This is a genomic window from Kitasatospora sp. NPDC058162 (assembly GCF_042884005.1).
In the GTDB taxonomy this organism is placed as follows: Bacteria; Actinomycetota; Actinomycetes; order Streptomycetales; family Streptomycetaceae; genus Kitasatospora.
Window position 1 is genome coordinate 1 of record NZ_JBHVUS010000052.1, and the last position, 12,106, is coordinate 12,106.

The 12,106-nt window shown below is 73.2% G+C and carries 10 protein-coding genes and 2 pseudogenes; 7 read left to right on the forward strand and 5 right to left on the reverse strand.

Annotated features, from left to right (window positions below):
- The first annotated feature begins 483 nt into the window (after positions 1–483).
- Positions 484–1,050 carry a dihydrofolate reductase family protein gene (locus ACFVXG_RS43025; RefSeq protein WP_387935963.1) on the forward strand — a complete coding sequence of 189 codons (567 nt, stop codon included), beginning with the start codon at positions 484–486 and terminating at the stop codon, positions 1,048–1,050.
- A gap of 22 nt (positions 1,051–1,072) precedes the next feature.
- On the opposite strand, the gene ACFVXG_RS43030 is transcribed toward ACFVXG_RS43025, so the two are convergent.
- A complete protein-coding gene (locus ACFVXG_RS43030) occupies positions 1,073–2,002 on the reverse strand; it encodes an NADP-dependent oxidoreductase (RefSeq protein WP_387935997.1) in 930 nt (309 codons plus the stop codon).
- 88 nt (positions 2,003–2,090) lie between these two features.
- Between ACFVXG_RS43030 and ACFVXG_RS43035 the strand changes: the two are divergent.
- Positions 2,091–2,210 (forward strand): annotated as a pseudogene (locus ACFVXG_RS43035) (transcriptional regulator); the annotation flags it as partial.
- Between the two features lie 70 nt (positions 2,211–2,280).
- On the opposite strand, the gene ACFVXG_RS43040 reads toward ACFVXG_RS43035, so the two are convergent.
- The gene (locus ACFVXG_RS43040; RefSeq protein WP_387935964.1) at positions 2,281–3,093 is read right to left on the reverse strand and encodes a pyrroline-5-carboxylate reductase family protein; all 813 of its coding nucleotides are present in this window, start codon (positions 3,091–3,093) and stop codon (positions 2,281–2,283) included.
- 144 nt (positions 3,094–3,237) lie between these two features.
- Between ACFVXG_RS43040 and ACFVXG_RS43045 the strand changes: the two genes are divergently transcribed.
- Positions 3,238–3,981 (forward strand): G1 family glutamic endopeptidase, encoded by a 744-nt coding sequence (locus ACFVXG_RS43045; RefSeq protein WP_387935965.1) that lies wholly within the window; start codon positions 3,238–3,240, stop codon positions 3,979–3,981.
- Positions 3,982–4,053: 72 nt separating this feature from the next.
- Here the strand turns inward: ACFVXG_RS43045 and ACFVXG_RS43050 are convergent, their stop codons facing one another.
- Positions 4,054–4,680, reverse strand: a complete 627-nt coding sequence (locus ACFVXG_RS43050) for a hypothetical protein (RefSeq protein WP_387935966.1) — start codon at positions 4,678–4,680, stop codon at positions 4,054–4,056.
- A gap of 196 nt (positions 4,681–4,876) precedes the next feature.
- Here ACFVXG_RS43050 and ACFVXG_RS43055 point away from each other — a divergent pair, with 196 nt between their 5' ends.
- The 4 genes and pseudogenes from ACFVXG_RS43055 to ACFVXG_RS43070 all read left to right on the forward strand — a co-directional run.
- Positions 4,877–6,004 carry an NADH:flavin oxidoreductase gene (locus tag ACFVXG_RS43055; protein WP_387935967.1) on the forward strand — a complete coding sequence of 376 codons (1,128 nt, stop codon included), beginning with the start codon at positions 4,877–4,879 and terminating at the stop codon, positions 6,002–6,004.
- 87 nt (positions 6,005–6,091) lie between these two features.
- Positions 6,092–7,036, forward strand: coding sequence for a carbohydrate kinase family protein (locus ACFVXG_RS43060; protein ID WP_387935968.1), 945 nt, complete (start codon positions 6,092–6,094; stop codon positions 7,034–7,036).
- A gap of 40 nt (positions 7,037–7,076) precedes the next feature.
- Positions 7,077–9,194 carry an HAD-IIB family hydrolase gene (locus ACFVXG_RS43065; protein ID WP_387935969.1) on the forward strand — a complete coding sequence of 706 codons (2,118 nt, stop codon included), beginning with the start codon at positions 7,077–7,079 and terminating at the stop codon, positions 9,192–9,194.
- A gap of 17 nt (positions 9,195–9,211) precedes the next feature.
- A pseudogene (locus ACFVXG_RS43070) lies at positions 9,212–9,418 on the forward strand (lactate 2-monooxygenase); the annotation flags it as partial.
- A 27-nt stretch (positions 9,419–9,445) separates the two neighbouring features.
- On the opposite strand, the gene tnpB reads toward ACFVXG_RS43070, so the two are convergent.
- Entirely contained in the window at positions 9,446–10,804 is a 1,359-nt protein-coding gene (tnpB, locus tag ACFVXG_RS43075) for an IS607 family element RNA-guided endonuclease TnpB (protein ID WP_387935970.1), read from the reverse strand.
- A 154-nt stretch (positions 10,805–10,958) separates the two neighbouring features.
- Positions 10,959–11,945, reverse strand: a complete 987-nt coding sequence (locus ACFVXG_RS43080; protein ID WP_387935971.1) for an ArsR/SmtB family transcription factor — start codon at positions 11,943–11,945, stop codon at positions 10,959–10,961.
- Positions 11,946–12,106: the final 161 nt, after the last annotated feature.

Sequence of the window (12,106 nt, forward strand, 5' to 3'; positions counted from 1 at the left end):
TGGCGTTGACTTTTGGCACGCTGTTGAGTTCTCAAGGAACGGACACTTCCTTCGGACCGCCTTCCAGCGGGCCCTCCGGGCGCTTCGTTCTTTCGCGTTTCCAGCTTATCAGATGTTTTCCGCTCCGTTTTCCGGGGCTTCATCATCCAACTCGCCGGTGTCTTCCGGGGCTTGACGCCCTGTCCGACGTTTCAAACTCTAGCCGACCCCCGCTCCGAAAAGCGAATCCAGCCGCAATCCGATAAACGCACACACCGAATAAGCACCGAGCCGAGACGCGAAAAGGCGAAACGACCGGCACGAACCGGAAGTGGTAGTTCAAGGGATTGGCCGCCCCGGGACCGTCCGCGCAACCGCGTGTCCGGTGCTCCCTGCCGAGCGACCAGTGAACACTACCCCTCCCCGAGGCCCGAGACAAAACGCGGCTTGCCCGGGTCGGCCGGGTGCACGACGCTGAGCCCAGAGCACGAGGAAGGCTGGGCCATGCGGAAACTGGTCTACGGCATGAACCTGACCCTGGACGGCTACATCGCCGCGCCCGGCGACGACATCGGCTGGAGCGGACCGCCGAGCCCCGAGCTGTTCCAGTGGTGGCTCGACTACGAGCTGGCGAGCGGCCTGTCGCTGTACGGGCGCAAGCTGTGGGAGACGATGAGCTCCTACTGGCCGACCGGCGACCAGCAGCCCGACGCCACCGCGGCACAGATCGAGTTCGCGCGGAACTGGCGGGACACGCCGAAGGTGGTGTTCTCCTCGACGATCGACGAGGTCGACTGGAACGCCCGCCTGGTCTCCGGTGACGCGATCGCCGAGATCACCCGGCTCAAGGCCGAGGACGGCGGCCCGATGAGCATCGGCGGCGCGACCCTCGCCGGGGCGGCCATGCGCGCCGGGCTGATCGACGAGTACGTGGTCGCCGCCCATCCGGTCCTGGTGGGCGGCGGCACGCCGTTCTTCACCGCGCTGGACAGCTGGGTGAACCTGACCCTGGTGGAGACCCGGACGTTCCCCGGCGGCGTGGTCCTGACCAGGTACGAGACGAGGCGCTGAGCAGCTCAGCCGCCGGAATGAATCAGACGGTGAGCACCAGCTTGCCCTGGAGGTGACCGCGGTCGAGCAGCCGGTGCGCGTCGGCGACGCGCTCGAACGGGAACGTCTCCTGCACGTGGACCCGGAGCCTGCCCTGTTCGACGAGTTCGACGAGACCTCGCAGGCCCACTGGATCGGGGTCGACCGCGATACCGCTGAAGCGCAGGCCGGCCGCCTCGTACCGGGCGGCGAGCTCCGCATTCTCCTCGGCGACCGCCGTCACCAGGTGACCGCCCGGGCGGAGCACGTCGAGCGACCGCTCGACGGTGTCGCCGCCGATCGTGTCGAGCACGACGTCGATGTCGCGGACCGCCTCGGTGAAGTCGACCGCCGTGTAGTCGATCACCTCGTCGGCGCCGAGCCCCTCGACGAACTCCCGCTTGCTCCCGCCGGCCGTCGCGATCACGTGCGCGCCGAGCGCTTTCGCGATCTGGACCGCGACGTGGCCGACCCCGCCACCGCCGCCGTGGACCAGGACGCGGTCGCCCTCGGTCACGCCGCCCAGGTCGACGAGGCCCTGCCACGCCGTCAGCCCGACGACCGGCAGCGCCGCCGCCTCGACGTGCGAGAGCGACGCCGGCTTGCGTGCCAGGTGCAGCGCCGGGGCCGACACGACCTCGGCGTACGCGCTCGCCGCCCGTGGGAACAGCGGCATCCCGAACACCTCGTCGCCGGGCCTGAACCGCCACGTCTGCGGCGCCTCCTCGACCACGCCGCTGATGTCCCAGCCGAGGGTGAACGGCGGCGGACCGATCAGCGGGAACTCGCCGGCGCGCAGGCGCGCCTCCAGCGGGTTCAACCCGATCGCCTTGACCCGGACGAGGACCTCGGTCGGGAGGGGCTGGGGCACGGGCGCGTCCACGACGGTGAGCACCTCGGGACCGCCGAGCGTCTGCTGGGTGATGGCTCGCATGACTCGCATGACTCTCCTGGCTTCGAAGGAGGAGGGGAGCGATTCCAGGCTAGGTTTCCGATGGGAACCGGCAGGTACCTCTGGCGCCATGAGCGGTTTCGGTCCCGGCGATCCCTTTCTCGCCGACTGTCCGGCGCGTCTGGCGGTCGAGCTCATCGCCGACAAGTGGACCGTGGTCGTGCTCTACGGCCTCAGCAAGGCGCCCCTGGCGACTGAGGTCCCCCGCCAGGGCGCTGAGGGCACCGCCGGCACCTGCCGGCCGGCGGGGCGGGCCCGGTTCAGCCGAGTTCGGGGGCGGGCTTGGAACGTTCGTTGTCCGCCGTCGCCTCGAAGGCGGCGTGCCATGCCGCGGTGAGGCCGTCACGGGCGGCGTCGAGGGCGGCGGCCGTGTTGCCGCCGGGGACCGCGACCCGCTGGACGACCTCGTCCAGGCCCGCGCCCTGGCCGACCAGCCGGCTCGCGGCCCGCAGGCCCTGCATGACGAGCTGTTCCGCCAGCTCCCGCGGCAGCGGGGCGCCGCGTTCCTGCTGCGCGTCGACCATCGCCCGGGCGGCGGCGGCCAGCAGTGCCGGGCCGCAGGACGCCAGGTCGGTCGCCGCCCGGCCCTGGTCCTCCGCGATCACGAACGGGGTCGAGAAGGCCCGCAGCAGGGCCAGCAGGTCCTCCGTGCCCCGCTCGGTCAGCCGCTCGCCGGGCACCAGGAGCGTCGCGCCGACTCCGGCCTCATTGCCCACGCTCGGGATCAGCTTGGCCACCGGGCCCTCGACGGCCTCCGCCAGCACCCGCAGCAACAGGCCGTTGTTGACGGCGACCACCACGTGCCGGGGGCCCAGCCGCGGGCGCAGCCCGTCGAGGACGGACGGCAGGTCCGCGTTGCGCACGCACAGCACGATCACCTCGGCGCGGTCGGGCAGGTCCGGCAGCGGCAGGACCGTCGCACCGGGCACGGCGGCCCGCAACCGCGCGACGCTCGCCGGGGAACGCCCGGCCGCGAACACCCCCTCGGCTCCCACCGCCCTGCTGAAACCGGCCGCGAGGGTCAGCCCCATGCGGCCCAGCCCCACCACACCCACCGTCTGATGTCCGCTCACGGCCACCAGCATCGCAGCCGCCCGTACTGGGCCGACCAGGGGATTCCGGGGTCCGCCGGCCCTCGGTGCCCGCTCACCCCGGAGCGCTGCCACTAGCTTTGTCGACGCTTGGTCAACCCCGTCCCCCTTCCCCTGGGATCAGCCATGTCCAAAGCCCGTCGACGCGCCCTCGTCACCGCCACCACCCTGCTGGCACTGCTCGGCAGCGGATCGCCAGCCGTCCCAGCCGTCCTCCCGTTCCAGTCCCCGATCGCCGCGCACCACCCCGGCGACGCCGTCCTGCACGGCACCAGCAGCAACTGGGCCGGGTACTCCGCCACCGGCGGCCGGTTCACCAGCGTCAGCGCCGGCTGGGTCCAGCCGGCCGTCGACTGCGCCAAGTCCGACGCCTGGTCCGGTTTCTGGATCGGGCTCGACGGCGACGGCAGCAAGACGGTCGAGCAGATCGGCACCGAGGCGGACTGCTCCGGCGGCTCCCCGGTGTACTCGTCCTGGTACGAGATGTACCCGGCCTACCCGTCCACCTTCAAGGACACCGTGCGCCCCGGCGACCACTTCACCGCGAGCGTCACCACCGACGGCAGCGGCGCCTTCACCCTCACCCTGTCCGACACCACGCAGGGCTGGTCCCACGTCATCGACAAGTCGCTGAAGAACGCCGCCCTGGCCTCCGCCGAGGTGATCGCCGAGGCCCCGTCCAGCCTCTTCGGCGTCCTCCCGCTGGCCGACTTCGACGTCGTCCGCTTCACCGACGCCAAGGTCAACGGGAAGGACCTCGGCGCGGCGAACCCCTCGCTCATCGACATGGCCAAGAACGGCGTCACCAAGGCCACCACCTCCGCGCTCAGCGACGGCACCGACTTCTCGGTGACCTGGCACCACCGCTGACGGCTCCCCGCTGACGACTCCCCGCCGCCGTCGGCCGCCCCCGGTGGTCGACGGCGGCGGCGGGCGGCTCCGTCAGGCTCCGCCGGCCAGCCGGCGGCCCTGCTCCAGGAAGTCCATCAGGCCGCCGGCCCCGCCGAGTTCACGGACCGTCCGGGCGGCGCCGAACGGCGCGTTCCAGAACTCCCCCTGCCGCAGGGCGTGCGGGCCGACGTAGGCGTACGGCTCGCCTTGGAAGGCGTCGCCCGGCGAGACCCCGTAGTTCACCGCGCCGACGGTCACCGCGATGTCGAAGTGCTCGGGCCAGATGACCGGCTCCGCCTCGGGGAACAGGGCGCGCAGCGCCGCCTCGCCGAGCGCGAAGCAGTGCGCGAGCCACCGGGCCGCGGCCGGGTCCACCTCGATCGCGTGGTCGGCGGCGACGCCCGGCCCGTCCTGGTACACCCCGTCGGGGGCACCGACACCGAGCCCGAGCGCCGCGCCGAGCGCGACGCAGCTGGTCCGTTCGAGCGACACCGCCCTCCCGCGCCCCACCAGCTCGGCCCCGACCACCCGCAGCCACGGCTCGGCGACCGTCCCGAAGCCTCCCGCGCAGGCCCGCAGGCGGATCGTCCCGCTGTCCCGGTGCTGCGGCCCGGCCAGCACCAGCTCGGCCACCGCGTGCAGGGAGCGACGGGTCCGCACCACCGTCTCACTGTCCATGCCCGCATGGTCCCCCGACTCCGTGCCGCGCGCCCGGCCGCCCGCCGGATCCGGCCGCCCCGGGGCGGAGAGTGGCGTGGATCACGGCAGGTCACCGGCGATCGGCGAAATGCGGAGGCCCTCCGGCTGGTTTGCACCCGCGCACCCGCGACCGTTTCCGTCGCGGCGCACACCACCGCAACCCGCGAGGAACCCCATGACCGTCACCGAGCCCTCCGCCTCCCGCGCGGCCGAGATCCTCTCCCGGCCCGTCACGATCAACGGCCTGACCGTGCCCAACCGCATCGCCATGGCCCCGATGACGCGCCAGTTCTCCCCGGGCGGGGTGCCCGGCGAGGACGTGCGCTCCTACTACGCCCGCCGCGCCGCCGCGGGCGTCGGCCTGATCGTCACCGAGGGCACGTACGTCGGCCACGAGTCCGCGGGCCAGAGCGACCGCATCCCGCGCTTCCACGGCGAGGAGCAGCTCGCCGGGTGGGCCGAGGTCGCCGAGTCCGTCCACGCCGCGGGCGGCACCATCGTGCCGCAGCTGTGGCACATCGGCATGGTGCGCAAGCAGGGCGACCCGCCGTTCGCCGACGCCCCCGCCGTCGGCCCGTCCGGCATCCGGCTGGACGGCACCGAGGGAACCGGCCGGGCGATGACCCGGGCCGACCTGGACGCCGTCATCGGCGCCTTCGCGGAGGCCGCCGCGGCCGCCGAGCGGATCGGCTTCGACGGCGTCGAACTGCACGGCGCCCACGGCTACCTGCTCGACCAGTTCCTGTGGGCCGGCACCAACCGCCGCACCGACGCCTACGGCGGCGACCCGGTCGCCCGGACGAAGTTCACCGCCGAGCTCGTCGCCGCCGTCCGCGCCGCCGTCTCCCCCGAGTTCCCGGTGATCTTCCGCTACTCGCAGTGGAAGTCGGAGAACTACGACGCCCGCCTCGCCGAGACGCCCGAGGAGCTGGAGGCGATCCTCACCCCGCTCGCCGAGGCCGGCGTCGACGCCTTCCACGCCTCGACCCGCCGCTACTGGGTCCCCGAGTTCGACGGCTCCGACCTCAACCTGGCCGGCTGGACCAAGAAGCTCACCGGCCGCCCCACCATCACCGTCGGCTCCGTCGGCCTGGCCGGCGACTTCCTCGGCGCCTTCGCCGGCGAGGGCTCCTCCGTCCAGGGCATCGACAACCTCCTCGACCGCCTGGAGCGCGACGAGTTCGACCTCGTCGCCGTCGGCCGCGCCCTGCTCCAGGACCCGGAGTGGGCCGCCAAGGTCCTCGGCGACCGCTTCACCGAGCTCCGCCCGTACGACGCCGCCGCCGTCCGCACCCTGAGCTGACCGGCACCGGCGCCGGCACCCGGCACCCGGCACCCGGCAACCCTGATGCCGGGTGCCGGTGCCGGGCCGGCGCCGTATGCTCGCCGGATGGAGACGAACGGGGCCTTACCGCCGTACGAAGTCCTGGTTGCGGGGCCGTACTTCAGCGATCTGGTGTTCCACGGCCTGGACCGGCCGGTGCGGCCGGGGACGGAGGTGTTCGCGGACGGCTTCGGGCTGGTGCCGGGCGGTGCGTACACGCCGGCGATGGCGCTGCACCGGCTCGGCCGGCGGGTGGTGTGGAGCGCGGACTTCGGCACCGACCCGTTCAGCGCCCAGGTGCTGTCCTGCGCCCGGCAGGAGGGCCTGGACGAGGCCGCGTTCCGCCGACACCCGTTCCCGGTACGGAGTCTGACCGTCGCCCTGGCGTCCGAGGGCGACCGGGCGATGGTCAGCTTCCAGGACCGGGTCGAGCCGGAGCCGCTCGTCCCGCTGCTGCGACGCTTCCGCCCGCGCGTCCTGCTGCTGCCCCAACTGCGGTGGGACGAGGGGACGGTGGCGGCGTGCCGGGCCGCGCGGCAGCTGGGCACGCTGGTGGTGATGGACTGCCACGACGCGCCCGCGAGCCTCGCCGACCCGGCCGTCCGCGAAGTCCTCGCGCTGGTCGACGTCTTCACGCCGAACGACGGGGAAGCCCTGCGGCTCACCGGCGCCGACGGCCTGGACGAGGCGGTCGACCTCCTCTCCCGGCTGGTGCCGACCCTGGTGGTCACCCGCGGCGCGCGGGGTGCCACGGCCGTCCGCGACGGCGAGCGCCACGACGTCCCGGCCGCCCGGACCGTCGCCGGGGCCGCCGTCGTCGATGCGACGGCGGCGGGCGACTGCTTCAACGCCGGTCTGGTGCACGGGCTCCTCGGCGGCTGGAGCCTGCCGGACTGCCTCGCCGCCGCATCGGTCTGCGGGGCGGCGGCGACCACCGGCCCCGGCTCCAGCGCGGCCCTGCACGCGCCGGAACTCGACCGCCTCCTGGCCACCACTACCAGCATGACGTGAACGCTTCACCACCGGGCGTGATCGTGTTAGCGTCCGTCGGATGTCGAAGATTCTGGTCACCGATCTGGACGGCACCCTGCTCGGCGGCACCCCGGACGACCGCCGGCGATTACGGGACGCCCTGGCCCGCCACCCCGAGGTGACCACGGTCTTCGCCACCGGACGCGGACTGGCCTCGATCCGCGAAGTCCTCCGGGATCCGCTCGTCCCCCGCCCCCGGTGGATCATCGCCGACGTCGGCGCCACCGTCATCGACGGCACCGACCTCACCCCCGTCGACACCGTCCAGGACCAGCTGCGCACCGGCTGGCCGGGCCCGGAGCGGATCCGCGCCGCACTGCGCCGCTTCCCCGAACTCGCCTACCAGCACGGCGTCTCCCAGGACGGCCGGTGCTCCTACCACCTCCCCCCGAACGGGCTCACGCCCGAACTCACCGCAGCCGTCGAAGCCCTCGGCTGCACCTGGGAGTACTCGGCGGACCGCTACTTCGACGTCCTGCCGCCGGGCGCCTCCAAGGGCAACGCCCTCCGGGCCCTGGCCGGAAAGCTGGGCTGGCAGCCCGACGGGATCCTGGTCGCCGGCGACTCCCTCAACGACCTCTCGCTGTTCCGCACCGGCGCCCACGCGGTGGTCGTCGCCGGAGCCGAACCCGCGCTGCTCACCGCCCTCGCCGACGACCCCCGGGTGCAGCACCCCGGCCGGCCCGGCGCGGCCGGCATCCACGCGGCGCTCCGCACGCTCGGCTGGCTCCCCCCGGCACCGGAACCCCAGCCCGCCGGCCGGCACTCCCTCGTGGTCGCCTACCACCGCCCGCCCCTGCACTGGAACGGCGAGAGCTGGCAGCCGCCCAGCAGCCCCAACGGCATCCTGCCCACCCTGACCAGCGCCTTCGCCGACCACCTGCCCGGCGTCTGGGTCACCGCCCGCACCGGCCGCGACCGGCACGCCCCGCTCCCGCACCCCGCCTCCGCCCCACCGCTGGCCGCCGTCCCCGTGGAGCCGGGCACCTGGAGCGGCTACTTCCACCGCGCCTGCAAGGAGACGCTCTGGCCGGTCCTGATGTCCGAGCCGGACCGGGCCGTCTTCGACGAGCGCTCCTGGGCCGACTACCGCACCGTCAACGCCCGCTTCGCCCACCAGATCAGCGCCCAGGCCGCCCCCGGCGCCACCGTCTGGCTCCACGACTACAACCTCTGGCTCGTCCCCGGCCTGCTCCGCCGGGCCAGACCCGACCTCAGCACCGGGCTCTTCCACCACACCCCGTTCCCCGCCCCGGAAACCTTCGCCACTCTCCCCGTCGCCGCCGAACTGCGCGCCTCACTCGGCTGCCTCGACTGGGCCGGCTTCCACACCGAGGCCTTCGCCGCGCACTTCCGCCGGACCCTCGCCGGCCACCCCCGGCCGCCGCGCACCACCGTCCACCCGCTCGGCATCGACCGGCCGGCCGTCGAGCGGCTCGCCCGTCTGCGCGTGCCGCACCGGCTCCGCGCACTGCACCACCGCCCGGCCGACCGGCGCGTCGTGCTCTCCGTCGAACGCCTCGACTACGCCAAGGCCCCGGTCCAGAAGGTCGACGCCGTCGACCGCCTGCTCACCCACCGCCCCGACCTGCGCGGCCGGCTCACCTTCCGCCTCGTCTGCCCGCCGCCCGAGCCCGGCATCACCGCCTACGACACCACCCGCAGTCGGCTCGAACAGCGCGTCGCCGAGACCAACACCCGCTGGCAGTACGGAGATTGGCAACCCATCGACTACCTGCCGCGCCGCCTCTCCACCACTGAGGTCATCGACCAGTACCTCACCGCCGACGTCCTCTGGATCACCTCCCTCCAGGACGGCATGAACCTCACCGCCAAGGAGTTCGTCGCCGCCCGGGCCGCACTGCTCCCCCACCCCGGCACCGACCCGGGCGTCCTCGTCCTCTCCCGCTACACCGGCGCCGCCGCCGAACTCGGCGAGGCCGCCCTGCTCACCGACCCCCGCTCCCCCGAGGACCTCACCACCGTCCTCGCCCACGCCCTCGACCTCCCCCCGGCCGAACGCCACCGCCGCATGACCCGCCTCTCCGCCCTCCTCGGCCACACCCGCCCCGCCGACTGGGCCCACCACATCCTCCGCACCATCCGGAGCAGCGCGCACCGGGAACCCCACCCGTGAAAGAAAGGTCGAGCACGATGACCCCGCAATTCGGCGACTACCAGAACGAGATCTACCTCAACGGGCTCGGCGGCGTGCTGCCGACGATGCCCATGACCTTCGCCGACCTGGAGGCCCGGGCCCGGTCGGCGCTGGCACCGTCGGTGCTCTCCTACGTGGCGGGCGGGGCCGGGGACGAGTCCACCCAGCGGGCCAATGTCAGCGCCTTCGACCGCTGGGGCCTCTACCGTTCCTTGAGAGATCAGTGAATCTCAGGGATTTGCCCATTGCTGGGCAAAGGTCCTCGTCTGATCCGGCTTGGAGGGCCGGTGCGAGGTAGACGCTTCTCGGCCACCGGCGGGACCAGGTCCCGTCTTACGGTCGGCTCCACGTCCGTTTCGCGTCTCCGGGCCACTCCCGGCGACGTGGTGCTTCACGAGGGAAGCGAGGTTGCGTGCGGCATTCTCATCGCGGTCGATGACCAGCCCGCACTGTTCACAGCTGAACGTACGCACTCGCAGGGGCAGCTTGGGTTTCACTGCCTGGCAGTGGGAGCACGTCTTGGAGCTGGGGAACCACCGGTCGGCGACTTCGAGCCGACCGCCGTTCCACACGGTCTTGTACGACAACTGGCGGCGGATCTCGCCGAATCCGGCATCGGACACGGTCCGGGCGAGCCTGCGGTTCTTCACCATCCCGGCGACGTTGAGGTCCTCGACCACGATGGTGCCGTACTCGCGGGCGAGGTCGGTGGTGAGTTTGTGGATGCTGTCGCGGCGCAGGTCGGCGATGCGGTGGTGGACCTTGTTGCGCTGCTCGTTGGCGCGCAGCCATCGCTTCGATGGCTGCGCGCCGGTGCGGTGGTCGGGCCCGGCTCGCCGGGAGACGGTGCGGGACAGGCGGCGGAGTTTCTTCCGGGCGTGATCGTAGTGTTTCGGATTCACGGCCGGGGGCCGACCGTCGGAGAACACTGCGAGGGTCTTCACACCGAGATCGACGCCGACCACCGCGTCCGGCCGCCTCGGCGTCACATCCGGCCGCTCGACCTCGACCGAGAAGGAGACGTACCAGCGCCCGGCATCCAGGCGCACGGTCGCGGACTTGATCCTCGCGGTGCCGTTCTCGACCCGGCGGGCCAGCTTGCGGGTGGACTCATGGGTCTTGATCCGGCAGAGAACGGGAAGCACGACGTGCGTGCGCCCGTCCAGGCGGATGGCGCCGGTGGTGAACCGGCACGACTTGACGGCCTTGTGCTTCGATTTGAAGCGCGGGAAGCCCGTCGGGCGGCCCTTGCGCCTGCCGTTCCTGGAGTCGGACCAGTTCCTCAGTCCCGTGGCGAGCTGCTCCAGGCCCGTGGCGTACGCCTCCTTGGAACACTCCGCCCACCACGGCGCGGCCTCGGCCTTGGCCTGGTTCCACGCCTTGCGCAGGGAGTACATCGACCAGCCGAACGACGGCGTCAGGTCCTCCACGCCGTAGGACCTCTCCGCCTCCCGCTGGGACAGGTTCGCCTTCACCCGCGTCAGCGCCCAGTTGTAGGCCACCCGTGCCGCCCCGGCATGCCGCAGCAGCGCACCGACCTGACGTGGCGTCGGGTCGAGCGCAAAGCGGTACGCCTGCGTCACGATCACCAGGCGACCGTACCGCTCGCCACCGGCAAGCGTGCGAAATGCCCGGATTATTGAGGAATCTCGATGAAATTGACAACAGTTGGCAACCCCACCCTCGCCGACCTCACCCGCGAGGCCCTCGTCCGCCGCTGACCCCGGTGGGAGCCCCGCCCCCTCAGCCGTCCCGCGTCGCCCCGGCGGTGAGGAGGTGGTGGCCCAGGGACGTGCAACTGTGGCGGACGGCGCGGCCGGTGCGGGCGGTGGTGATCAGGCCGGCGTTGCGGAGGGCACGGGTGTGTTCGGAGGCGGTGGGGAGGCTGATCCCGAGCTCGGCGGCGAGTCGGCTGGTGGTCGGCTCGTCGGCCGTGAGGCGGAGGACGGCGGCGCGGGTGCGGCCCAGGAGGGTGGCGATCGGGTCGTCGGCGGTCCCGGGGGCGGGCTCGGGGAGGTGGAGGTACGGCAGCGGGGTGAGCGCCGGGTACACCAGGAGGGTGCCGCCGGAGTACCGGCCGGCCAGCGGGCCGCCGGTCCACTGGGCGGAGGGCATGAGCAGCAGGCCGGCCCCGTCGAGTCGGACGTCGACCTCGCGGCGGGCCGGGATCTCCAGCACGGCGGCCCGCCAGCGGCTGCCCGGGTACAGGCCGGCCAGCATCCCGCGCAGGCCCTGTTCGCGCTGGACCCGACCGCGCCAGGCGAGGTCGGTGTCGAAACCGGCCCGCAGCTGCGGCCAGGCGGCACCGACCAGGTCCGGGTAGGCGGCGCGCATCGCCCGTTCCAGGTACCGCCAGGCGTCCTGGTCCTGGTCGGCGAGGCGGCGCAGCAGGGCGGTGGCGGGCAGTCCGGCCGTGGTGATCCGGGTCAGGTCCGCCCGCACCTGGGTGGCGGTGGCGCGGCGGACCAGGTCCAGGCCCTGGTCGAGGTCCGGGCTGGGCGGGTCGAGGAACAGCGGGCCCGCGCCGCTGGGCGGGACGAGTTGCCGCAGCGGCGCCAGGGCGGCCCTGACCCGGGGGGTGCCGAGGGCCCGGCGTCGGCGGGCGAAGCCCGGGCCGCCGTCGCGGCGTTGCAGCATCGCCACGGCGAGACCGAGTTCCAGCAGCGGCACCGGGCCGTCGGCGAAGCGGACGCCGAGCAGGTCCTCGGCGGTGAAGTGGATGCGCAGCACTGGGCCCCTCCGCTCCCCGACACCTCGGCACGTCAGGTTGGCGCTACCGGTGGGTTTCGGCGGGGGCCGAAAGCATCGCGGGCGCCGTCCCGGCGTCCGAGGATAGCCACTGCGCGCCGTGCCCGGCAGGGGGTGCGCGTCCGTCGCCGTCGTCCGTCCGG